Annotated in this window: 18 protein-coding genes and 1 pseudogene; 7 read left to right on the top strand and 12 right to left on the bottom strand. The window is 66.7% G+C overall.

Annotated features, from left to right (window positions below):
- Positions 1–191: 191 nt before the first annotated feature.
- From mtnK to U0C82_RS07040, 3 genes and pseudogenes are all read right to left on the bottom strand, one after another.
- Entirely contained in the window at positions 192–1,469 is a 1,278-nt protein-coding gene (gene mtnK / locus U0C82_RS07050; RefSeq protein ID WP_322186366.1) for an S-methyl-5-thioribose kinase, read from the bottom strand.
- A gap of 65 nt (positions 1,470–1,534) precedes the next feature.
- Positions 1,535–1,711 carry a hypothetical protein gene (locus U0C82_RS07045; protein ID WP_322186365.1) on the bottom strand — a complete coding sequence of 59 codons (177 nt, stop codon included), beginning with the start codon at positions 1,709–1,711 and terminating at the stop codon, positions 1,535–1,537.
- Positions 1,712–1,719: 8 nt separating this feature from the next.
- A pseudogene (locus U0C82_RS07040) lies at positions 1,720–1,923 on the bottom strand (L,D-transpeptidase); the annotation flags it as partial.
- Positions 1,924–2,348: 425 nt separating this feature from the next.
- Here U0C82_RS07040 and U0C82_RS07035 point away from each other — a divergent pair.
- On the top strand, positions 2,349–4,736 hold the full coding sequence (locus tag U0C82_RS07035; RefSeq protein ID WP_322186364.1) for a bifunctional diguanylate cyclase/phosphodiesterase: 2,388 nt from the start codon (positions 2,349–2,351) through the stop codon (positions 4,734–4,736).
- 61 nt (positions 4,737–4,797) lie between these two features.
- On the opposite strand, the gene U0C82_RS07030 is transcribed toward U0C82_RS07035, so the two are convergent.
- Positions 4,798–5,856, bottom strand: a complete 1,059-nt coding sequence (locus U0C82_RS07030) for a siderophore-interacting protein (RefSeq protein WP_322186363.1) — start codon at positions 5,854–5,856, stop codon at positions 4,798–4,800.
- A gap of 57 nt (positions 5,857–5,913) precedes the next feature.
- The gene (locus tag U0C82_RS07025; RefSeq protein ID WP_322186362.1) at positions 5,914–8,073 is read right to left on the bottom strand and encodes a TonB-dependent siderophore receptor; all 2,160 of its coding nucleotides are present in this window, start codon (positions 8,071–8,073) and stop codon (positions 5,914–5,916) included.
- Between the two features lie 274 nt (positions 8,074–8,347).
- Here U0C82_RS07025 and U0C82_RS07020 point away from each other — a divergent pair, with 274 nt between their 5' ends.
- The 5 genes from U0C82_RS07020 (at position 8,348) to U0C82_RS07000 (ending at position 13,043) form a co-directional block, all read left to right on the top strand.
- Entirely contained in the window at positions 8,348–9,325 is a 978-nt protein-coding gene (locus U0C82_RS07020; protein ID WP_322186866.1) for an ABC transporter substrate-binding protein, read from the top strand.
- Positions 9,322–10,362, top strand: coding sequence for a FecCD family ABC transporter permease (locus U0C82_RS07015; protein ID WP_322186361.1), 1,041 nt, complete (start codon positions 9,322–9,324; stop codon positions 10,360–10,362). Before U0C82_RS07020 ends, U0C82_RS07015 begins: the two co-directional genes overlap by 4 nt.
- On the top strand, positions 10,359–11,396 hold the full coding sequence (locus U0C82_RS07010; protein ID WP_322186360.1) for a FecCD family ABC transporter permease: 1,038 nt from the start codon (positions 10,359–10,361) through the stop codon (positions 11,394–11,396). The genes U0C82_RS07015 and U0C82_RS07010 overlap by 4 nt, the downstream gene beginning before the upstream one ends.
- Complete coding sequence (locus U0C82_RS07005) at positions 11,393–12,223, top strand: ABC transporter ATP-binding protein (protein ID WP_322186359.1); 831 nt, start codon at positions 11,393–11,395, stop codon at positions 12,221–12,223. Before U0C82_RS07010 ends, U0C82_RS07005 begins: the two co-directional genes overlap by 4 nt.
- Before the next feature lie 199 nt (positions 12,224–12,422).
- Positions 12,423–13,043: a hypothetical protein gene (locus tag U0C82_RS07000; RefSeq protein WP_322186358.1), complete on the top strand. Its 621-nt coding sequence runs from the start codon at positions 12,423–12,425 to the stop codon at positions 13,041–13,043.
- A 256-nt stretch (positions 13,044–13,299) separates the two neighbouring features.
- Here U0C82_RS07000 and U0C82_RS06995 read toward each other — a convergent pair whose 3' ends face one another.
- From U0C82_RS06995 to U0C82_RS06965, 7 genes are all read right to left on the bottom strand, one after another.
- On the bottom strand, positions 13,300–14,529 hold the full coding sequence (locus U0C82_RS06995) for a glycine hydroxymethyltransferase (protein WP_322186357.1): 1,230 nt from the start codon (positions 14,527–14,529) through the stop codon (positions 13,300–13,302).
- Positions 14,526–15,749, bottom strand: coding sequence for a CaiB/BaiF CoA transferase family protein (locus tag U0C82_RS06990; protein WP_322186356.1), 1,224 nt, complete (start codon positions 15,747–15,749; stop codon positions 14,526–14,528). The genes U0C82_RS06995 and U0C82_RS06990 overlap by 4 nt, the downstream gene beginning before the upstream one ends.
- Positions 15,749–16,531 carry an enoyl-CoA hydratase/isomerase family protein gene (locus tag U0C82_RS06985; RefSeq protein WP_322186355.1) on the bottom strand — a complete coding sequence of 261 codons (783 nt, stop codon included), beginning with the start codon at positions 16,529–16,531 and terminating at the stop codon, positions 15,749–15,751. The genes U0C82_RS06990 and U0C82_RS06985 overlap by 1 nt, the downstream gene beginning before the upstream one ends.
- Before the next feature lie 3 nt (positions 16,532–16,534).
- The gene (locus U0C82_RS06980; protein ID WP_322186354.1) at positions 16,535–17,818 is read right to left on the bottom strand and encodes a TRAP transporter large permease; all 1,284 of its coding nucleotides are present in this window, start codon (positions 17,816–17,818) and stop codon (positions 16,535–16,537) included.
- Positions 17,815–18,351, bottom strand: coding sequence for a TRAP transporter small permease (locus U0C82_RS06975; protein WP_322186353.1), 537 nt, complete (start codon positions 18,349–18,351; stop codon positions 17,815–17,817). Before U0C82_RS06975 ends, U0C82_RS06980 begins: the two co-directional genes overlap by 4 nt.
- A 177-nt stretch (positions 18,352–18,528) precedes the next feature.
- Positions 18,529–19,506 (bottom strand): TRAP transporter substrate-binding protein, encoded by a 978-nt coding sequence (locus U0C82_RS06970; RefSeq protein ID WP_322186352.1) that lies wholly within the window; start codon positions 19,504–19,506, stop codon positions 18,529–18,531.
- A gap of 78 nt (positions 19,507–19,584) precedes the next feature.
- Positions 19,585–20,781 (bottom strand): pyridoxal-phosphate-dependent aminotransferase family protein, encoded by a 1,197-nt coding sequence (locus tag U0C82_RS06965; protein WP_322186865.1) that lies wholly within the window; start codon positions 20,779–20,781, stop codon positions 19,585–19,587.
- A gap of 154 nt (positions 20,782–20,935) precedes the next feature.
- Between U0C82_RS06965 and U0C82_RS06960 the strand changes: the two genes are divergently transcribed.
- A complete protein-coding gene (locus U0C82_RS06960) occupies positions 20,936–23,893 on the top strand; it encodes an FAD-binding and (Fe-S)-binding domain-containing protein (RefSeq protein WP_322186351.1) in 2,958 nt (985 codons plus the stop codon).
- Positions 23,894–24,002 lie beyond the last annotated feature (109 nt).

The following is a 24,002-nucleotide window of genomic DNA, read 5'->3' as shown; positions in this document are numbered from 1 at the left end:
CGGCATGGCGAGCGATGCCGTTTCGCGCACCCGCCCTTCGATCGGGCCGGCGGACGGCGGCGTGGCCTGCGTCATCCTTCTGGTCTTCGCGGCAGCTCGGACGGCGGGTCATGCCCGTAATTTCGGCGTGCGGGAGGGGATCGCGCCGACGCTTTCCGCGTCTTGCCATGCTTGCGACGGTCTTTGGCGGTTCAGCGGCCGGGGCCCGCATCGCCGGCAGCCTCGGCGCGGACGAGATCGCGCACCGCGTCCATCGCCGCGATGTCCCGCCGCTCGAGGAGGAGACGACGCGCGACGCGCAAAGCGTGGCGCTCGCGTTCGGCCCGCACCGCGACATCGCCGATCAACTCGAAATCCTCCACATGGGAGATGCCGATGATGCGGCGGATCATCTTCGCCCCGGCAAATCCCAGCATATCCTCGAAAACGGAGCGTAGATGATCCGCGACGATCGCGCGCCGGCTTGTCTCGTCGTAAATGGCGGGCGCAAGGAGCTCGCCGCCCGCGCGCGCGGCGAGAGCCGCGAAGCATTCGGCAAAATGCGTCCAGACATCGCTGGCGGTCTGAAGCAGCCGGTCCGACAGGGCGGCGCGGTCGCAGCGCGCGCCGTCATGGCCGGGCTGGCTGATGGCGGACAGAAGGAGATTGCCTACGAGCGCGCCGATATCGAAGCCCATCGGCCCGAAGAACGCCCATTCCGCATCGATGACGCGGGTCTCGGTCGCGGTCGCCATCACCGATCCGGTGTGAAGATCGCCGTGAAGAAGCGCCTGCGAACGGGTGCGATAGACGAGCTTCATCTCGCAGGCCGCCCGCTTGAGGTCCCGGTCGCCGCGCAGGGCGGCGGCGACGGCCTCGTTGCCCCTGGTGACGCGGTTGTACGGCGCCTCGCCATAGGGGCCGGTGAAGATCACGTCCTCGCTCGTTCGGCACAGGTGGGCATTGCCCGAAAACGCCGCCTCGATCGCGCTCGTCTGCGGCGTCGCCAGATGAAAATCGCTGGTGAAGAAGAGCGTGCGCGCCAGGAACTCGCCCATATGGGCGGCAAGGCGCGGAAAATGCGTCCCGGCGACGAGAGCCTGGCGGACGACGGCATGGCCGCGCAGATCCTCCATCACGAGCAGGCCGAGCCCGTCGTCGCGGTGGAGGAGGGCCGGAACATGGGCGGGCGCAAGCTCGGCCTGACGCGCCATCGCCGCCGCCTCGAAATGGATGCGCGAGACCGGGAACGGCCAGCCTTCGCCGATGACGCGGATATAGGGAAGCGCCTGCTTGACGATCAGCGACCCGGACGGGCCCGTCAGCCGGTAGACCGCGTTCATGTTGCCGTCGCTGATCTCGGCCGCGGTCCAGGCCTCGGGTGCGCCGCCCAGCCGCTTGCGAAGATCCGCGATCGCGGCGATCTGCGGCGCCAGATCCTCGACATGAAGGATCCGGTAGCCGTCCGGTGTCTCGAACTCGTCAGTCATGGCGTCTCCAGAACGGGTGCGGCGCGACGACGGCGCGGCGCAAGGGATGAGAAGGCGAAGGGCGATCAGGCCGTACAGCTCGCGCCGCCCCGACCGCAGAACGTCGCGCAATAGGGATGGTCGGGCCCCGCCGGGCGCAAGGCATCGCCCAAGGTCGCGCCCATGTCGAACCCGGCATCGTAGGGAAGCTGCGTGCACGCCGCCAGACGCGCCGCCGCATCGGCCTTGCGGCGCGCCACCATGCGGCTCGTCAGCTCAGCACCGGCACGGATACCGGCGCGAGCACGACGATCGGGCTGCCGTCGGGCACCCGATCGTACAGGTCGGCGACGTCCTGGTTCAGCATGCGCACGCAGCCGGACGACACCGCCCGGCCGATCGAGTCCTGCTCGTCGGTCCCGTGGATGCGGTAGAGCGTATCCCTGCCGTCCTTGTGAATGCAGAGAGCCCGGGCCCGCCTGCCTTCCACGCGCACGACGGATCCTCGGACGGCCGGGCCGGACGATCGCGGGAGAGCCGCGGGACGATCGCACGGGCCCGATCGCACCGGCGCACGGGGACCGCCGGTGCGTGGGGCGTGCGACAAATTGGCCTTGGGACACGTTCCTGCGGCGCTTGCCGCTCGGGACGAGCCCATGCGCGCACCGCCGTCGCCACCCGCAAAACATTGAAATTATGGCAAAAAAATCATGGGATTGCGTCCCGCGGCACGGCCGGATGGGACCGGTGCCGGCGGATCGGGGTCGTCCTGCAACCCGACGAAACGTCGGGACGGCGATGGCGCGGCATTTCGCGCGCGGGCGGGCACGCCGGCATTTCAACAATTTTCAACATCTGGTGCCGACACTGCCGGCACTGACCTGCGCGGACCCTTGCCAAATGATGACGATTCTCTCCTGCATCACCGAAGATCACAATCCCTGGGTCATCGCGCTGGCGGCCCTGATCTGCGTGGCAGGATCGTGGACGACCGTGCGGCTGTTCAAGCGCGCCGCCGCGGCGCGCTGGCCCGAGAGCGGAGCCTGGTTCATCCTGACCGCGCTGATCACCGGCGCATCGATCTGGTGTACCCACTTCATCGCCGTTCTCGGCTACCGGCCGGGGACCCTCGTGGCGTTCGACCCGGTGCTGACGATCGTCTCCCTGCTCGTCGCCATGATGGGGGCCGGCATGGGGTTCATCGTCGCGACCTTCGGCGGCCGTCCGGCATCCCTCTTCGGCGGAAGTATCGTCGGCCTGTCCATCGTCGTGATGCACTATACGGGCATGATGGGCTACCGGGTCGAGGGCATCGTGAGTTGGGACATGCCCTATCTCGTCGCGTCGATCCTCATCTCCTGCATCCTGTCGGCCGCCTCCCTCGTCGTCATCCGCGCTTCGGATGGCGTCGCCGGCACCTATGGCGGGACCGCCCTGCTGGTGCTGGCGATCGTCGGTCTGCACTTCACCGGAATGACCGCGTTCCGCGTCGAGCCGCTGGCGATCGACGACGCCTTCTCCAACCCCGCAGCGTTGCGCGCGCTCGCCATGGCCGTCGCCGGCGTCGCGCTCGTCATCATCGTCGCCGGGTTTGCCAGCGGCATGATCGACGACCGTTCCCGGACCAATGCCGCCGAAGCGCTTTCGAACATGTCGAACGGGCTCGTCGCCGTGTCGGCCACGGGCCGCATCACCCTATTCAACAGGCGGGTGAACGAAATGTTCGGTCTGGCCGAAGACGACATCCAGATGAACATGTCGCTGGGCGACTTCCTTTCCAACATCGGCAGGAAATCGGGGTGGAGCCACGCACGCATCGAGCGGGTCATCGCAAACCATGTCGTGTGGCTTGCCAAGGCGGAAACCACGATGGTGGAGCATGATTTCGACACTGGCAGGGTCATCGCCGTCGTTTGCCGGCCGCTCCCGAAGGGCGGCGCTATCCTCACCTACGAGGACGTCACGGAAGCGCGCACGGGGCAGAGGCGGATCACCCACATGGCCTATCACGATGCCCTGACGGGGCTTTCGAACCGGCGCATGTTCAACGACACGATCGAGGCGGTGGCCAGCACCGACGATTACAGCCTGCTGATGATCGACCTCGACCGGTTCAAGACCGTCAACGACAAGTACGGCCATGCGGCGGGCGACGACCTGCTCGTCCAGGTGTCGCTCCGCCTGCGGGCCGCCTTGTCGCAGAACGACCGGGCCTTCCGCCTCGGTGGCGACGAGTTCGCCGTTCTCCTGCCGCTCGACACGCACGGCGCCGAAGACGTCGCCCGGCGGATCGTGGAGGCGCTGGCAGCGCCGTTCGCGGTCGGGACGAACCTTCTGCGCATCGGCGGGAGCGTGGGCATTGCGGCGATCAGCGCCGGCGACGACGCCTCGACCGTCCAGCAGCGCGCCGATCTCGCCCTCTACAAGGCGAAGAAGGAAGGGCGCGGCCGGGTCGCGTTATACAAGGACGGCATGTTCGAGGAGGCGGCCGAGCGCCTCGCATTCGCGGAGGATCTGGCCATGGTGGTGGAACGTGGCCAGCTGGAGCTTCACTACCAGCCGCTTCTGGCGCTTCCGGACCGGCGTCTGGCCGGCTTCGAAGCCCTGTTGCGGTGGCGGCATCCGGACAAGGGGATGATCTCGCCGGCCGAGTTCGTCCCGATCGCGGAAGCCAGCGGCGCGATCGAGAAGATCGGCGCCTGGGTCATGAGGGAAGCCCTGCGCGAGGCGGCGCGCTGGCCGGAGGACGTCTATGTCTCGGTCAACGTCTCGCCCGTCCAGTTGCGCAGCCCCGCCATCCTGTCGCAAATCCGGCGCGCGCTTGCCGATTTCGGGCTTTCACCCGAAAGGGTCGAGATCGAGATCACCGAAACGGCCATGGTGGACAATAGCGGCCAGATCTCCGCGATGCTGGCGGGCCTTCGCGCACTCGGGGTGCGGCTGGCGATCGACGATTTCGGCACGGGTTATTCCTCGCTCGCCCATCTGAGGGAATTCAAGGTCGACCGCATCAAGATCGATCGAAGCTTCATCAGCGGCGTCGGCGAAGGACCGGACGAGGACCGCGGCGCCTCTGCCGTGGTCCGAGCCGTCATCGGGATGGCGCGGGACATGTCGATTGATACGACCGCCGAGGGCATCGAGACGTCCGGACAGCTCGAACGGGTCGTCGGCTTCGGCTGCAGCACGGGACAGGGCTACCTTCTTGGCCGCCCGATGACCGCCGCCGCTGCAGGATCGCTAGTGAAGTCCTCCGGCGGCGTGTTCCCGCTCATGCGCGCGTCGTGATGCGAGCCTTTGCCGGCTTAGCCGTCTTCAGCACCCGTTCAGGGCGGGCCATCCTCGAGGGTCAGTCGGTTCCGGCCTGTCCGCGACGCCAGTAGGCGACGACGAGGTGACGGTCTTTCGGCACTTGCAACGTGCCTCTAACGAATGATCGGATCGCCTTGAAATCGTTGAATTCGCAACCGGCCCAGATGTAGCCGGTCTCGCCGACATCCTGCCGGGTCAGTGCGCGCGCCGCTTCGGCGAGAAGTCCCGTCGTGCCGGCCGGGGCTCCCTGCCTGTCGATGTAACGCACATGCGTGCGGGCGCGTGAGGTCAGCGTCAGCATATCGGCCGGCCCGTCGACCTCGACGACCGCCTGCGCGCTCGCCTCCTGCGGCAATTCTTCGAGGATGCGCGCAATGGCCGGCAGGGCGGTCTCGTCGCCGAACAGGAACAGCGAGCGCGATGGCGGAACGCCGTCGCCGCCCGGTCCCATCACGCCGACGATGTCGCCGGGCCGCGCGGTCTCGGCGAAGTTCGAACCGGGTGTCGACGCGCCCGGATGCAGGACGATGTCGATATCGACAAGGCCGGCCGCCCGATCGACACGCCGGAGCGTGTAGACACGCGCCGTCACCGCATCCTCGCCCTCCGGCCACGCGATCCGCCCGTTCGAAGCCAGTCGCGGCCAGACAGGCGTGCGGCCCCTGGGCGGAAAGACCAGGCGAACATGCAGGCCGGCATTGGCAAACCCGGCCAGATCGCCGCCCGTGAGCGTCACGCGTTGCATATGCGGCGACAGGCGCTGCGATCGCGTCACCGTCATGACGCGGAAGAACGGCAGGTCCTGCTCGTTCCCGTCGCCCTCCCACCCGCTGGAGCTGATGGGAAACGCGGACATTTCGGCAAGATGCTCCGAAAGGCCGATCTTCATGTAGGAAAGGCCGACCTTGTCGCGGGCCGTGATCGCGAGCCTGATGGTTTCGCCCTCCGCCGTAACGAAGGCCTCGCCGTAGGGCGTCCGGATCGTTCCCGAGCGACCGTCGAATGCGACCGTCCCGTGTTCGCCGTAATGCTCGCAAACCTCGGCCAGGAGGATCGGGGCCCGTTCGACCGATATCGTCGTTGACGCCTGAAGCATGATGTTCCGTTCACGATGGTGCTGGCAGGAGATCGGTGTGCGGCAGGCGCTCAGCCCCTACCAGGTGTAGCGCAGCGTCACGTCGATCTCGCGACCTGCATTGTAGAAATTGGCTCCGAACCCGCCATAGGAGACATATTTCTTGTCGAAGAGGTTCTTGGCGTTCGCCTGCAGCGTCGCGTTCTCGGCAACCTCGTAGACGAGGAGAGCGTCGAACTCGGTGTGGCCACCGACATTCTGGGTGTTGGCGTCGTCGAAGAAATAGGGGCCTTCGTAGCGGGCGCCGCCTCCGATCGTCAGGTCGCCCCGCCATCCGGACCCGGGAACCGTATAGGTCAGGAAGGCCGAGGCGACATGTTCGGCGACGAAAGCGGGACGGTTGCCCTCATTACCGAGGGTGCCGTTCTCGCCGATCTCGGCATCGAGGTAGGAATAGCTCGCGACGAGGTCGAGATCGAAGGGCAGCTGCATCTTCGCCTCGAGATCGAGGCCCCTGACGCCGACCTCGCCGATCGGCACCTGCTGCAGGGTCACGGGATCGGTTCGCGTCAGATTGTCCCGGGTCAGATCGTAGACGGACGCCGTCAGCAGCGCCGGAAAGGCCTCGGGCTGATATTTGACCCCGACCTCGTACTGATGGCCGGTTTCGGGCTCGACACCGACCGCGGCGGGGATCACCGATTCCGCATAGCTGCCGAAGACCGAGAATTCGTCCGTCAGGAGATAGCTGAGCCCCAGCCGCCCCGTCGTCTCGCTCAGCTCGTCGGCGCGCGTCACGCCCGTCAGCTTGTTGGTTTCCTCGAGGTCCAGCCAGTCGTTGCGCACGCCGACCGTTGCGGTCAGCCGATCGAAGAATGTCAGCTCCTCCTGGGCGTAGAGCGCCCGCGTGCGCTGATCGCTGGCGCGATCGGAAAAGATCGGCACGGACGACGGGCGTCCGGTGTAGATCGGATTGAGAACGTCGATGGGCGGAGCACTGGCGAAGGCGGTGGCATCGTCGGCCTTGGCGTTGCGATACTCGCCGCCGAAGAGCGTGCGGCTTCTCACATTTCCGACCTCGAACTCGTAAAGCCCGTGGGTATCGACGACGAAGACGTCCGATTCGGTCTCGTTTCCGAAATAGGCGCGCTGCGCGATCGAGGATCCGGGCGGCGGCGAACTGGCGATATAGGCGTAGCCGAAATCGCTCGAACTGCTGGAATAGCGAGCGTTCGTGGCCACCGAAAAGCCGTTGCCGAAATCGTGGTCGAACGACAGGCTGACCGTGTCGCGCTCGGTTCCGCGATAATTGTAGTCCGGTTCTCCGAAATAGCGGCTTCGCGGGAAATCGAAGCCGATCGGCTGTCCGCCACTTCCCGGCACGCTGTCAATGTACAGATGGTCGTAGACGATCGACAGGTTCGTCGAATCGGTCGGACGCCAGGTCAGTCCGGCCATGCCGAACTTCTCGTCGTCGTTGGAGGCGTCGTATTCCTTGTCCGCATCCTGCAGCTTGGCCGTCATGCGGTAGGACAGGGTGTCGTCGGCGGTGAGGTTGCCGCCCACGTCGAGGCCGATCTCCTTGTGCTCGAACGAACCGCCCGTGACATAGGCTTCCCCGAACGCCTCGCGCCTCGGCAGTTTGGTGACGTAGTTGACGAGACCGCCCGGAGCCGAAAGGCCGAAGACCGACGAATTGGCTCCCTTCAGGACCTCGACGCGGTCGAAGGCGTAGATCTCCTCGCGCGGCGCCCCGAACGGCGCTCCGAGCAGCAGGCCGTCGCGGAACGTATAGGCGTCGAACCCGCGAATCCGAATGAAGTCGAAGCGATCGTCGGATCCGTAGAAGCCGGTGTTGACGCCCGCGGTATAGTCCAGCGCTTCCTCGACGCTGTCGGCATTCCGGATCGCGATCTCTTCCGAGGTCACGACCGAGACGGAGGCCGGTGTCTCGAGGACGGTGGTCGGCATTCGGCTGCCCACCGTCGTCCGTGCCGCCACGATGCCGTCATAGGCGCCGCCGAACAGGCTCGCGGTGCCATCCGGGGCGACCACCCGACCGCCGTCGGCCTCGACGACCACCGCATCGAGCGCGATCGTGCCGCCGGCCGGACCGGTGTCCTGCGCGATGGCGGTGCCGCCGAACCCGCCCAGCGCCGCCGAGCCTACGAGAAGCAGAATGTTGAAGCGCTTGAGCGAAAGACCAAGGGTGGGCTGGGACGGCGCAGACACGAGCATGTTTCGGGAACCATTCGAGTTCGATTGTTGACGGAACCGGACGAATCCGGCTCCCCATTGCCGAAAACATGATGGAGAAAATCATGTTATGTCGAGTCGTGATCTAACTGTTTGTGAGCAAAGGAGTCGCTATGTTGTTATTCTGACACATGATCCGCTTGACCCTCGCGGTTAAACCTGAGACCTGAAATCGACATTAAACGGTGCGTTGCCCAAGACCTTTCGGGAAGGACCATTCATGACAAGGCGTCGGACGATTTGCGCGTGGATCCTGATGGCGTCGCCGCTCGTCTGCGCCGGGATCCGCCCGGTCGATGCGCGGGATGCGAGCGCTTCGTCCTTTCCGATGACGATCGAGCACGTCTTCGGGACGACGGTGATCGAGGAGAAGCCGGAGCGGATCGCGGCGGTCTCATGGGGCAATCACGAGGTTCCGCTGGCGCTCGGCATCGTCCCGGTGGGGATGGCGCGGGCCGGTTTCGGAGACGATGACGGCGACGGCGTCCTGCCCTGGGTGGAAGCCCGGCTCGAGGAACTGGGAGCCGCGACGCCCGTGCTCTTCGACGAGACCGACGGCATCGATTACGAGGCCGTCGCGTCGACCCGTCCCGACGTCATTCTGGCCGCTTATTCGGGCCTTAGCCGCAACGATTACGAAACGCTGTCGCAAATCGCGCCGGTCGTCGCCTATCCGGCCTCCGCTTCGGCCTGGACCACCCCCTGGCGCGAGATGATCCGCCTCGACAGCGCCGGCATGGGCATGGTCGACGAAGGCGCGGCACTGATCGCGTCGATCGAGGCGGAGATCGCCCGGTCCGTCGCCCGGCATCCGCGGATCGAGGGCCGGTCCGCCATGTTCGTCACCCATCTCGATGCCACCAATCTCAGCACGATCAACTTCTATACCGCGCAAGACACACGGGTGCGTTTCTTCGAGGATCTCGGGCTGACCTCGCCACGGGCCGTCGAGGCCGCATCGAGGTCCGGCCAGTATTCGGGATCCGTCAGCGCCGAGCGCATCGACGATTTCGACGATGTGGACATCATCGTCACCTATGGTGGAGACGCCTTGCGCACGGCGATCGAGAGCAACCCGCTGCTGTCGAAGATGCCGGCGGTCGCCAATGGCGGTCTCGTTCTTCTCGGCGACGACCCGGTCGCGACCGGCGCCAATCCCACGCCGCTTTCGATCGGCTGGGTCCTCGACGACTATCTGGCGCTGCTCGAGGACGCGGCCGGCGCATCGCGATGACGGCAAACACGAGCGCCATCGCAGCCGGCACCGCGCTGCCGGGCCATCCCCGCGGACGCATTTTCGCCCTCGTTCTCCTCGTCCTCGTCCTTGCCGCGCTCTGCCTGCTGTCGATCGGCGTCGGGACCCGCGACGTGACGATCGGCGACATCCGTGCGGGGCTTCAGGGGCACACCGCGACGATCGCGTCGGCCGCCGTCGCCTTTCGCGTTCCCAGGACCGCGCTGGCGCTTGCCGCAGGTGCGGCCCTCGGCGTCGCCGGCGCGGTCATGCAGGGCATCACGCGCAATCCGCTCGCCGATCCGGGCATTCTGGGCGTGAACATGGGCGCATCGCTCGCCGTCGTCGTCGGGATCGCCTGGTTCGGCATCGAGACGGAGACGGGCTTCATCTGGACCGCAATCGCCGGCGCCGGGAGCGCGGCGGTGCTTGTCTATGCCATCAGCGCGATCGGACGGGAAGGCGCGACCCCGTTGAAGCTGGCGCTGGCGGGCGCGGCCACCTCGATCGCCCTTTCCTCCCTAGTGGTGGCGATCGTGCTGCCGCGCAACGACATCGCCGCCGGTATCCAGCAATGGCAGATCGGAGGCGTCGGCGGCGCGACCTTCGAGCGGTTGCTCCCCGTCCTGCCGTTTCTTCTCGCGGGCCTTCTGATCTGTCTTGCCTCGGCGCGCAGGCTCAACGTCCTGGCGCTCGGTGACGAGATGGCCGCAAGCCTCGGCACCCGCGTGGCAGTCACCCGCTTCGTCGCGGCCTTCGGCGCGATCCTCCTGTGCGGCGCGACGACGGCGGTGTGCGGGCCGATCGGCTTCCTCGGGCTCATCGTCCCGCATTTCTGTCGCCTTCTCATCGGTTCGGACCATCGCTGGCTCCTGCCGTTCTCGGCGATCGGTGGGGCGGGCCTCCTGATCCTGTCGGACATTGTCGGCCGCGTCATCGCGCGGCCGGGCGAGCTCGATGTCGGCATCGTCACGGCCTTCGTCGGCGCGCCGCTCTTCATCTGGATCGTCAGGCGTCAGCGGATGAGCTTCCTGTGACGTTCATCTCGGCAGACCCGGGCGCGGTCGCGCTCCAGCGCAGGCGCGCATCCCGCCGCACATCGCTGACGATCGCGCTGCTCGCCGGCCTGACCGCGGCCCTTTTCGTCATCACGCTGGTCGTCGGCCAGACGGTGACGCCGATCGACGAGGTGCTTGCGGTTCTTCTCGGTGACGAGGTTCCGGGAACCGGCTTCCTGGTGGGAACGCTGCGGCTGCCACGCGCGGTCCTTTCGCTTCTCGTGGGAACCAGCTTCGGCCTTGGCGGCGTCACCTTCCAGATCATGCTGCGCAATCCCCTGGCCAGCCCCGACATCATCGGCATCAGTTCCGGCGCGAGCGTCGCCGCCGTCTTCGCGATCGTCGTCCTGGCGCTGAACGGACCGATCGTCTCCGTCTTCGCGGTCACCGCCGGACTGGCCATCGCTCTCCTGATCTACGCCCTGTCCTTCCGGGACGGGGTCGTCGGATCGCGCCTGATTCTGATCGGCATCGGCGTGGCGTCCATGCTGCAGAGCGCCACTGCCTATATCCTGTCGATCGCGCCGGCATGGAGCTTGCAGGAATCCATTCGCTGGATCACCGGCAGCGTCAACGGCGCGCGCCTCGAGCAGGCCCTGCCCGTGGCGGCGGCGCTGCTCGTCTTCGGCACGATCCTGATCCGGCTGTCGCGCGACCTTGCGCTTCTGCGCCTCGGCGAGGACGCCGCCAGCGCGCTCGGCGTTCGGGTCGAGCTGACGCGTATCCTTGCGATCGTCGCCGCCGTCGGCCTGATCGCCTTCGCCACGGCTGCAACCGGACCGATCGCCTTCGTCGCCTTCCTGTCCGGACCGATCGCCGCGCGCATCGTGGGGCCGGGCTCGGTTCTCGTTCCCGCGGCGCTGGTCGGTGCGATCCTCGTGCTTGCCGGCGACTATGCGGGCCAGCAATTGCTGCCGAGCCGCTATCCGGTCGGCGTCGTCACCGGGGCTCTCGGCGCACCCTATCTGATCTACCTCCTGATTCGCTCCAACCGGGGCAAGGGCATGGCATGACACGGACGAGCTTCACCGTTTCCGATCTGTCCGCAGGCTATGCCGACAGGCTGATCCTGAACGGGATCGACCTCGAAATACCCGTCGGCGCGGTCACCGCCATCGTCGGCGCCAATGCCTGCGGGAAGTCGACGCTCCTGCGCACGATGGCGCGGCTTCTCGCGCCCCGAAAGGGGACGGTCCGTCTCGACGACGTGCCGATCCATACCATGCCCCCCAAACGGTTGGCGCGGCGGCTCGGCCTGCTGCCGCAATCGCCCATCGTTCCCGAGGGCATCACGGTTCTCGACCTCGTCAGCCGCGGCCGACATCCGCATCAGGGCATGTTCGGCTTCTGGACCGGGAAGGACGATGCGGCGGTCGCCGAAGCGCTTGCGGCAACGCGCATCGCGGAACTGGCGGAACGCCCCGTCGACGAATTGTCGGGCGGCCAACGCCAGCGGGTCTGGGTCGCGATGGCGCTTGCCCAGAATACGCAGATCCTGCTTCTCGACGAGCCGACGACCTATCTCGACGTCACCCACCAGATCGAGGTGCTGGATCTTCTTACCGATCTCAACCGGGCGCGCGGAACCACCATCGTCATGGTGCTGCATGAACTCAATCTCGCCACCCGCTATGCAGACTATCTCGTCGCCATGGTGGCGGGCGAAATCCGCGTTCACGGCGCGCCCCGGGACGTTCTGACGGAAGCGAACGTCCGCGAGATCTTCAACCTCGACAGCCGCGTCGTCACCGACCCGGTGTCGGGCAAGCCGATGATCCTTCCGGTCGGCCGCCATCATTGCGCCCACGAGCGCGACGCGGCCGCCTCGAGCACCGCTTGAATCGGGGTCAAGGCACGACCCGCCCGCGCCGCACGCGCGCAGCCCATCCTCTGATGGATGACTTGGATGTGCCGCGAGGGCGCGGCGCGTCGTCTTAGTTTCCCATCGTCGCCTTGGTCAGGAACATCTCCGCTCTGCGACACGTTGTCACCGTGAGGGACGCGATTATCACTCTGATTCAATTCGAGGAAACACGACGATGACACGCATGTCACTCTTTCTGGGGAGCGTTGCGCTCCTCGCTTTGCCCTTCGGTGCCGCATCGGCCGATTGTCGTGAGGAGATCGCGATGCTCGGCGGGGCGAACGCAACGGCGTCGACCGGCTCGGCGGATGCGTCCGCATCGAGCTCGGGTGAAGGCACGACGACGAACTTCGAGACCGGCGCCGGCCTCGATGGCGGCACGGGCGAAGTCAGCAAGGACGGCAGCATGGCGCCGCTCGAAACCGACGCGGACAGTTCGACCGACAGCGCCCAGACCGGCGGTGCGGCGGCCACGCAAACCGCGACCTCTTCCGGATCGGGCCAGTCCGGGGCGAGCGGCACCACTTCCGACGGCGAGATAGCCAAGGACGGCTCGAACATGCCGCTGGAAACCGGCGCCACCACGGCGACGTCCGGCCAGGATGCGCAGGCGCAGCAAGAGGGCAACGAAGCCGCAGCGTCCGGCACTGGCGATATGTCGGCCAGTTCGTCGATGACGACTGCCTCGTCGACGCAGGAGAGCCCGCTCGAGCGGGCCGAGAAGGCCTTGGCTGCAGGCGACGAGGAAGCCTGCATGGCTGCGGTCGAGGAAGCGAAGGCCGCGGAGGCGCAATAATCGTTCCGTGAACCGGACCGATTAAGGGCGCCTGCAGGATCGCAGGCGCCCTTTTCTTCGCCCTTTCATGTTCGAAGGCGTCGATCGGTCGTGCCTTGCCAGGGGAACGACGAAGCTGATGCGTGACACCAGAGCGATCGCCGGAGCATCGCGCGTCTGAACAGGCGCGCGATCGTTCATGTGTCGGCCCGGGTTCGCGCAGCGATTCGGCAACACACGGTCCCGCGCGGTGGATCGGGGATCACCGCGGTCTGTGTCAGTCCAGAAATGCCTCGATCGCCGCGATAAGCCGGCTTGTAGTGGAGCATGGATCGTCGCGGGATGGTCGAACGGGCCGCGCGGTTCGAAGGCCCGGACGGGCCGTTCTGGCCAAAAGCTGGGTTCCGAACCGCAGGCCATGGCGACCGGGCGTGCCGGGCACCGGGCAGCGGCCGACGAGAATTCTTGCCCGTTCGAGGTCGGCGACGACGGTTTTGGTTTCTCCGAGATCGCCGATCGGCACGACGACCTGATGGGTGCGTGCCGGCTCGCCGGCAAGGAGAACCGGCAGTCCCGCATCGACCAGCGATCGCTTCAGGCGCTCTGCAAGGTGAAGGATGCGCGCCGCGTACGCGCCGGGCTCGGCGAATTCGGCAAGGACGCCGCAAAGCGGGGCGAGCCGGGCGGCATCCTGATTGGCGAGAAGGGTGCGGTCGACGAAGTCGGCGAAGAGTCGGCCATGTTCGGGATTTTGTCCCATCACGATGGCGCCGGTCGGGCCGGCCAGCGTCTTGTAGGTCGAGGTGGTCACGAGGTCGACGCCCGCCGCCAGGGGATTGGGGAACACGCCGCCGGCGATCAGCCCCGCGACATGGGACGCGTCGTAGAGCGAGAGCGCGCCCACGGCCCGGCAGGCGGCAATCGCCGGCTCCAGATCGTCCGGCCGCAGAATGACGCTGCGCCCGAGCACGACGAGGGACGGACGATCGCGCCGGATCATCGCGGCGGCGGCCTGCGCGTCGAGGCACTGACGGAGCCCGTCGAACGGCAGGTCGGACACGGCGAGGCCCAGCATGGAGGGCGTCCCGCCGCGCCGCTGGCTGAGATGGCCGCCGTCGGCCGCGGCCGGCGCGAGCACGAGAGCGCTACGCGGGACGAAGGCGGAGAAGACGGCGAGGTTGGCGATGGTGCAGCTTGGCAGCCGGCAATCGGCAAAGGCGGCGCCGAAGACCCTTGCGGCAAGCCGCGACGAGAAGATTTCGAGCGAGGCGACGAGGTCGCTGCCCGGCTGCTCCTTGTCGTCCGGCGGCCCCATGGCCGGCATCAGGCTGATGGTCGGATCGAAGGAGGCCCGCAGCGACGGCGTCAGGATATTGGCCCCGGCATAAAGCACGACATGATCGTCCTGAAGCGCACGCGCATGCGCGCCGATGCGGCCCGCGAGCGCCAGCTTGACGGCGTTCGCGCTCAGACCATCCAGATCGTCGAAACGGTCGGTTCCGGTCACGAAGCCTGACGCGGACCCGGTTCGCGCACGGCCCCGCTTTCGATCATCCGCTCGATGTCCGCCTCGGCAAACCCGCTCTCGGCCAGGATCTCCCGGCTGTGCTGGCCGAGAAGCGGCGCCGGCCGGGCGATCTCGCCGGGCGTCTGCGAGAACTTGATCGGCAGGCCGATCGCCTTCACCTCCCCGGCGTTCGGGTGGTGGGTCGTCACGATCATGTCGCGGGCGAGGGCCTGGGGATCTTCGTGCATCTGGCGGATGTCGAGAACCGGGCCGGCCGGCACGCCGGCCGGTTCGAGGCGCTCAAGCCACGCGGCCGAACTGTCCTTCGCGAAATAGTCACCGAGCAGCGCTTCGAGCGCCGGCAGATTGTTCATCCGGTCCCGGTTGGTCGCAAAGCGCGGATCGTGCGCGAGTTCGGGCGCCCCGATCACCTCGAGCATGCGCTCGAAGTTCTTCTGGTTGGCCGCGCCCAGATTGATCCAGCCATCGGCGGTGCGGAAGGCCTGGTAGGGCGCGTTCAAGGGATGGGCCGAGCCGAGGGGCGCGGGCGAAATCCCCGTTGCGAACGCGATCGCCGATTGCCAGTAGGTGTGGGTGATGCCGGCCTCGAAGAGCGAGGTGTCGACCGTCTGGCCTTCGCCGGTCTTCAGCTTGTGGGCATAGGCGGCCGCGCAGCCGAGGGCCGCGAGGATGCCGGCGGTGATGTCGGAGACGGGCGCGCCCGATTTGACGGGAGGGCGCCCCGGACCTTCCCCGGTGATCGACATCAGCCCGCTCATGCCTTGCGCGATGAGATCGAAGCCGCCGCGGGTGGCATAGGGCCCGGTGCGACCGAAGCCGGAGATCGCGCAATAGATCAGCCCTGGATTGCGTGACTTCAGCGCGTCATAGCCGAGGCCGAGCTTCTCCATCGTTCCCATGCGATAGTTCTCGATGACCACGTCGGCGGTCTCCAGCATCCGCCGGAGAACCTGCTTGCCGTCCTCGCTCTTCAGATCGAGGACGAGCCCGCGCTTGTTGCGGTTCATCATCATGTAGGCGGCGGACTCGCCCGCAATGTCGGGCGGCAGGAAGCGCCGCGTGTCGTCGCCCTCCGGCTTCTCCACCTTGACGACGTCGGCGCCCATGTCGGCGAGCATCATGCCGCAGACGGGCCCGGCCATGATGTGGGCGAGCTCGATCACCTTCATGCCGGCGAGGGGTCCGAACGAAGCGGTCATCAGCGTCCCTTCCATTCCGGCTTGCGCTTGCCCAGAAAGGCTTCGAGCCCCTCCTTGAAGTCCTCGCTCATATAGGCCGCGACCACGAGATCGCGGTCGTCGGCTTTCGCCCCCTCGAGGCGCAGCCGGCGCAGCGCCTCGCGCGTCGCGCGAATCGTGATCGGCGCATGGGCCTTGAGGACGTTCGCAAGGTCGCCGGCGCGCGCCGTCAACGCGCGATGATCGGCGACGATCTCGCTGATCAGGCCGGCGGCAAGGGCCTCGTCCGCTCCCACGAGCCGGGCGGTCAGGATGATCTCCCTGACACGGCCCGCGCCCATGAGCTGCGACAGGCGCGAGAGATTGGCGATCGAAAGGCAGTTGCCGAGGGTCCTGGCGATCGGGAAGCCGAATCTCAGATCGGCGGTCGCGATGCGGATGTCGCAGGCCGCCGCAATTCCCGCGCCGCCGCCGGTGCAGGCCCCCGACAGGGCGGCGACGATCGGGACCGGGCAGGCCTCGACGGCGCTCAGGACCGTATCGATCCGGTGCTCGTAGTCCAGCGCGTCCTTGTCCGAGTGGAACGCGCGGAACTGGGTCATGTCGGTGCCGGCCGCGAACGCCTTTTCGCCTGCCCCCATGACGACGAGGCATTTGACCGAACCATCGTCCGGGACGCTGCGGCAGATGTCGGCGAGGCCCTCATACATCGCGAAGGTCAAGGCGTTGCGCGCCTGCGGCCGGTTCAGGGTGATCCAGCCGGTGCCGTCCTTGATCTCGTAGAGGAGTTCGGTATCGGACATGGCCTACCTGTAGAAATAGTCGACGAGCGTCATCGGAATCGCCGGGACATAGGTGACGAGAAGCAGCAGGACGATCAGCGTGACGATGAACCAGGTGTTGGCCTTGGTGACTTCCCAGATGTCGGCCTTGGCGATCGAACACGCGGTCACGAGCACGCTGGCCACCGGCGGCGTCTGCTGGCCGATCGCCAGGTTGAGCGTGACGATGAGGCCGAAATGGACCGGATCGATCCCGACGGCGTTGATCAGCGGCATCACGATGGGCACCACCAGGATGATCGCGGCGGCCGAATGCAGGAACATGCCGATGAGAAGGAAGAACACGTTGAGGATCATCAGGACGACCAGCGGATCGTCGGTGAAGTCGAGAATGCCGCGGGCCAGTTCCTGCGGAATGCGCTGCTCCGTGAGATAGGCGCCCAAGAGCGCGGAGGTCGCGACGAGGATCATGACCACCGCCGTCTGCACCGCCCCGTCGACCGCCGTCTGCCACAGGAACCGCATATCGAGCTCCTTGTAGATGACGGCGCTGAGGAACAGGGCGACCACGACGGCGAGGCCCGCGCCTTCCGTCGCCGTCAGGAAGCCGCCGAAGATCGCGCCCAGGATGATCATCGGCAGGATGAACGCCCAGACGGCCTCGCGGAAGGTCGACTTGACCCGGGCCCAGCGGAATTTCTGCTCCACCGGCCAGTTGTAGCGGCGGGCCATGTAGTAGGAGACGCCCATCATCGAGAAGCCGCCCAGAATGCCGGGAATGATGCCCGCCACGAAGAGCTGGACGATCGAGGATCCGGACATGACGCCGTAGAGGATCATCGGGATCGAGGGCGGGATGATGATGGCGAGCGAGGCCGAGGACGAGGACACGGCGGCGGCGAACGCGCGCGGAAAGCCGTTGCGGATCATCGCTGGCATCAGGATCGGCCCGGTTGCCGCGACGTCGGCGACGGCGGAGCCGGAGATCTCGGCGAAGAACATCGACGTGACGATGTTCACATGGGCAAGCCCGCCCCGGACGAAGCCGATCAGCGATGAGGCGAAATCGATCAGCCGCCGCGAAATGCCGCCCGTGTTCATGATGGCGCCGGCCAGGATGAACATCGGGATGGCGATCAGCGGGAAGTTGCGCGACCCCTCGTAGAGGGTGAGGGCGATGTTGGGGATCGAGGCGGTTCCGTCGGCGGCGATGATCGCGATGGCCGCGACGACGCCGAGGGCGATGCCGATCGGGACGTTGATCAGGATGAGCGCGAGCAGCGCCAGCACCATCAGCAGGAGAATCATGGCTTGGCGTTTCCCTCGTTGGTGCGCAGGGCGTTCTCGATCTCGAGATCGTCGTGCGACACGCCTTCCTTCACGCGGCGCATGTATGCGGGAATGCTGAGAACCTGGCAGAGGATGAAGAGGAGCGAGGAGACCGGGATGACCGACTGGGTGAAGGCCAGCGACACCCAGGGCAGGCTGATCATGTTCATGCCCTGCAGCACCTGCATCAGCATCCAGCCGGAATAGGCCAGAAGCACGAAGAACGCGATGACGACGAACTCCCCGAACCAGACGGCGGCGAGGCGCACGTTCAGCGGCAGCGAGAGCAGGAGACCGTCGAAGCCGATATGCGCGCGCTTCAGCGCCGCGAGGCTGGCGCCGAAATAGGTGATCCAGGCCAGCATGATCGAGGCGACTTCGTCATACCAGATGAACGACCCGCCGCCGCGCCTTGCGATGACCGCCGCAACGACGATGAGCGTCAATGCCGTGATGAGGAATATCAGCCAGGCTTCCAGAACCCGTTCGAGCCATCGGTTGATGCGCGCCACAGTCGCTATTCTCCAAGCCAGGATGAGTTGATCGGCAGGACGCCTTCTGCCCCCTCATGCCGGCTGCGTCGAACGGCCGGTTCACGCGGGCCGGTTCGAGGCAGAAAGAGACCGTCGGGACAAAAAGGGGGGCGAGCCGCCGGACCGAGGGCCCGGCAGCGTGTCGCATGGACGGTGTCAGGAACCGCTGCCCAGAGCGATCGCCTTGTCGACCATTTCCTGGCCGCCTTCGACCTGTTCGCCGAACTCCTTGTAGATGGGATCGGAGGCGTCGATGAAGGCCTGCTTGTCGGCTTCGTTGACTTCCATCGCCTGGCTGAGCTCGTCGAGAAGCTGCTCGTCCATCTTCGCGGCGGTCTCGTAGACGAAGGGCTGCGTCTCGGCGGCGGCTTCCATCAGCGCGGTCTGGACCTCTTCCGGCCAGGAATTCCACTTGTTGAGACCGACCGTGACATAGGCCGGGGTGTAGACATGCCCGGTCAGGGACAGGAACTTCTGCACTTCCTGGAAGCGTGTGGCGGAAATCTGCGTCAAAGGATTTTCCTGCCCGTCCATCACCCCGGTCTGGAGCGCGGTGAAGGTTTCCGACAGGCTCATCGGCGAGGGGTTCGCGCCGTAGGACGAGAACATGCGCACGCGCCACTCGCCGCTCGGGGTCCTGAGCTTCAGGCCGCTGAGATCGGCAGGCGTGTTGATGGGGCGGACATTGTTGGTGATGTGCCGGAACCCGTTTTCCCAGACACCGATGATCTTGTAGCCGGCCTCCTCGGCCGCCGGCGCGAGCGTCGGCCAGACGACCTCCTCGGCGATCTTCTTCATGTGCTCGCGGTCCTTCACGAGATAGGGCATCTCGAAGACGCCGAACTCGGGAACCACGGAGGAGAAGACCGTCGAGGGCAGGGCGAAGTCGACCGTGCCGAGACGCATCTTCTGCATCATCTGCTCGTCCGAACCGAGCTGGCTGGAGCCGAAGGTCTCGACCACATACTCGTCGCCGAGCTTCTCGGCGACGATCTCCTTGAACCGGTTGGCCGAGACGTCCATCAGCGAGCCGGGCTCGCCGACATGGCCGAAGCTGAGGGCGGTCTGCGCGGATGCGGCGCTGCCGTAGAGCAGACCCATCGCGGCGGTCATCGCAAGTAGTTTTCTGAACATGGTGTTTCCTCCCAGAAATGTTCTTCGTTTCAGCGGTTCCTCCACCGCCCGTTCGCCCGTTCCGGGTCTTGGTCTTGCCTACTCCGCGGCCTGCCGGTTTTCGGCGGCATGACCGGCTTCGAGAACCGCCATGGCGGCCTCCACGCCGCCCGACCGGTGCTTCACGCCTGCCGACTTCAGACCCATCTCGACGCCTCCCAGCGTGCCGATCAGGGTGAGGTCGTTGAAGTCGCCGAGATGGCCGATGCGGAAGATCTTGTCCGCGACCTTCGAGAGCCCGGCGCCGAGCGACATGTCGAAGCGCTGCAGGATGGTGTGGCGCAAGGCGTCCGCGCCCTTGCCCTCGGGCATCATCACCGCCGTCAGCGAGCCGGAATGATGGCTCGGCTCGGCGCACAGGACCTCGAGGCCCCAGGCCTCGACCGCCGCGCGCGTCGCCGCGCCGTGCCGCTGGTGCCGGGCGAAGACCTGTTCGAGGCCCTCCTCGTGCAGAAGATCGATCGCCGCATCGAGGCCGTAGAGAAGGTTGGTCGCCGGCGTATAGGTGAAGAAGCCGTTCTCGTTGGCGGCCAGCATCTCGTCCCAGGCCCAGTAGGAGCGCGGCAGCCCGGCGGTTTCCTGCGCCGCAAGCGCCTTGTCGGAGACCGCGTTGAACGACAGGCCCGGCGGCAGCATCAGCCCCTTCTGCGAGCCGCCGATGGTGACGTCGACGCCCCATGCGTCGTGGCGATAGTCGAGCGAGCCGAGGGACGAGATCGTGTCGACGAGCAGGAGGGCCGGGTGACCGGCCGCATCGATCGCGTCCCGCACCGCCTTGATCGGCGAGACGCAGCCGGTGGAGGTCTCGTTGTGGACGACGCAGACCGCCTTGATCTCGTGCGCGGTGTCGGCCTGCAAGCGGGCGCCGATCGCCGCGGCATCCGCGCCGTGGCGCCAGTCGCCGGCGATGAATTCCGTCCTCAGGCCGAGGCGCTCGGCAAGTTTCTTCCACAGCGAGGCAAAATGTCCCGTCTCGTACATCAGGCAGAGATCGCCGGGCGACAGGGTGTTCACCAGCGCCGCTTCCCATGCGCCGGTTCCGGACGCGGGATAAATGATCACCGGGTTCTTCGTCTGGAAGATCGTGCGGATGCCTGCCAGGACGCGCTTGCCGAGCGCTTGGAATTCAGGGCCGCGATGATCCATCGTCGGCATGTCGATGGCGCGCAGCACCCGGTCCGGCACGTTCGTCGGGCCCGGTATCTGCAAGAAGTGGCGTCCGGCCTTGTGGGTCAATTGAGGCATCTCCCTTGGCGAAAGACACCGGTCGGGGGTCTTTCCTGTCATCGAACGCTCTTGTCGGCGCGCTGTTTTTCAGGTCCAAATGGATTATGAATTCATTATTCAGTCAAGAGACTGATGAAAATAAAGCCTTGGGAGGGGCGTCGAGATGTCGGAGATGATCCGTCCGGGCCTTCACAGACGCCTGTCGCGCGAAGTGTCGGGCGATGTGCTGTTCGACCGGTTTTCCCGCGGCCGCTATGCGACGGACGCCTCGATCTACCAGATCATGCCGGCAGGCGTCGTCGTCGCCCGGACCGCCGAGGACGTGGTGGCCGCGCTCGACGCCGCGCGCGAGGAGGGCGTCGCCCTGACCATGCGCGGTGGCGGCACCTCCCAATGCGGCCAGACCGTCAATTCGGGGCTGATCGTCGATACCTCGAAGCATCTCAACAAGCTTCTGGAACTCGATGTGGAAGGCCGGCACGCGCTGGTCGAGCCCGGCATCGTCCTCGACGATCTCAACCGGCTTCTGAAACCGCACGGCCTGTGGTTTCCGGTCGACGTCTCGACCGCGTCGCGGGCGACGATCGGCGGCATGGCCGGCAACAATTCGTGCGGCTCGCGCTCGCTGCGATACGGCACCATGCGCGACAATGTCGTTGCCATCGAGGCGGTGCTCGCCGACGGCACGCGCGGCCGCTTCGCCGAACTCGAACAGGGGGCGAAAGGCGAGCCGCCCCGCGATCTCGTCGCCGCAATGCTGGCGCTCGGCCGCCGCGAGGCCGGCGAGATCGCCGCGCGCTTTCCCGGCGTCCAGCGGCGCGTCGGCGGCTACAATCTCGACGCCCTCGTCCAGACGGACCATCCGGGCGGCGATCCGGTCAATCTTGCCCATCTTCTCGTCGGATCGGAGGGCACCCTCGGCATCTCGACGGCCATCGAGATCAAGCTCTCGCCGCTGCCCAAAGCCACGAAACGCCTCGGCGTGTGCCACTTTCCCACCTTCCGCGCGGCCATGGAGGCGGCCCAGCACATCGTCGCCCTGAAGCCCACTTCGGTGGAACTCGTCGACGAGACGATGATCGCGCTGGCGCGCGAAATCCCGATGTTCGTGCCGACGCTCGAAGCGTTCGTGAAGGGCCGCCCGGCCGCCCTTCTCCTCACCGAATTCGCCGACGATCCGGACGAGAACGCGGCCAGCATCGCGCGGCTCGAAGCGGTGATGAGCGATCTGGGCTACGGCTTCGGGCGCGGCGGTGCCCATGAAGGCGGCGTCGTCACCGTCGGCGACGTCACGCTGCAAGGCGCCATCGCCGAGCTTCGGGCAAGCGGCCTCAACATCATGATGTCGATGAAGGAAGCCGGCAAACCGGTGTCCTTCGTCGAGGATTGCGCCGTGCCGCTCGAGCATCTTGCCGACTATACCGACCGGCTGACCGCGATCTTCGAGAAACACGGCACCCGGGGCACCTGGTACGCGCACGCCTCCGAGGGCTGCCTGCACGTTCGCCCCGTCCTCAACGTCAAGCTGGAAAAGGACGTGGCGACCATGCGGGCGATCGCGGAGGAAGCGTTCGCGATGGTGCGGGAATACAAGGGATCCCATTCCGGCGAACATGGCGACGGCATCGTGCGGTCCGAGTTCCACGAGGCGATGTTCGGGTCACGGATCGTCGGCGCGTTCCGCGAGGTGAAGACCGCCTTCGATCCGTCCGGCCTGCTCAATCCCGGCAAGATCGTCGATGCCCCGAAGATGGATGATCGCAGCCTGATGCGCTACCCGCCCGGCTACGCCGTCAGCGACTTTCCGACCGCGTTCGACTGGACCTCTTGGTCGGGCTCGGCGGGCGGGTTCCAGGGCGCCGTCGAGATGTGCAACAACAATGGCGCCTGCCGCAAGTCCGCCGGCGCCGTCATGTGCCCGAGCTACCGCGTCACCCGCAACGAGCGCGACGTGACGCGGGGGCGCGCCAACACGTTGCGGCTGGCGATCTCGGGCCAGCTTGGTCCCGGCGCGCTTCATTCGGACGAAATGGCCGAGACCCTGAAGCTGTGCGTCTCCTGCAAGGCGTGCCGGCGCGAGTGCCCGACCGGTGTCGACATGGCGAAGATGAAGGCGGAAGTCCTCTACCAGCGCGGCAAGGCAAAGGGCTTTTCGGCAAAGGACAGGCTGATCGCCAACCTGCCGCGCACCGCATGGATCGCCGCGCGGTTCGGTGGTGCGCTGGGCCTGCGCGACCGGTTCGGCCCGCTCGCCAGGCTGTTGGAGACGATCTTCGGCTTTTCGGCCCGTCGCTCGCTTCCGAAATTTCGCCGGGACTGGTTCCGCAGCCGGGAAGGCGACGTGGCAGGCGGGCGTTCGGGGGAGGCCGGCGGGCATCCGGGCGTCGTCCTCTTCGCCGATACGTTCGGGCGCTGGTTCGACCCGCAGACGCTGCGCGCGGCGGTCGCGGTCTTGAAGGCGGCCGGCTACCCGGTCGAGACCGCCCGGCCCTTGTCCGGCCGCCAGCCGCTGTGCTGCGGGCGCACCTATATCGCAAGCGGCATGGCGGACCGGGCGCGTGCGGAAGCCGAGCGCACGATCGCCGCGCTGATGCCGCATGTGCGGGCCGGCAAGGCGATCATCGGCCTCGAACCGTCCTGCCTCCTGACCCTGCGCGACGAATTTCCCGCGCTCGTCCCCGGCGAGGATGCGCGCGCGCTCGCCGAAAGCGCCCTCCTGTTCGAGGAGTTCGTCGCCCGCGAGGCCAGGGCGCGTCGCATGGTCCTGCCGCTCGAGCCCCTGGGGCGCAAGGCCTATCTCCACGGCCACTGCCACCAGAAGGCGTTCGGTGCGATGCCGGCGGTCGAGGCCGCGCTGCGGCTCATTCCCGATCTCGATCTGACGGTGATCGAAAGCTCGTGCTGCGGCATGGCCGGCGCTTTCGGCTACGATGCCGAGACGATCGACGTGTCCCTTGCCATGGGCGAACTGTCCCTGCTGCCGGCGGTCCGGCAAGCGCCGGAGGGTGCGCTCGTCGTGGCCGATGGCACATCGTGTCGTCATCAGATATTCGACGGGACCGGACGGACGGCCATCCATGTCGCGGAGGTTCTTGCCGGTGCCTTGTCGCACAAGACCTGACGCCGGCGAGGTCGAGCGCGCAGGGGTTCGATTGACGATCGAACCACCGCATGCAGGAATTGCCGAACCCTCCGCCGGCCCCCAAAGGGACGGCAGATTCCCCAGAATG

Origin of the sequence: Fulvimarina uroteuthidis (assembly GCF_034321785.1) — a bacterium.
Classification (GTDB): Bacteria; Pseudomonadota; Alphaproteobacteria; order Rhizobiales; family Rhizobiaceae; genus Fulvimarina; species Fulvimarina uroteuthidis.
The sequence above is the reverse complement of the archived record's forward strand: the minus strand, read 5'-3'. Positions and strand labels throughout refer to the sequence as shown.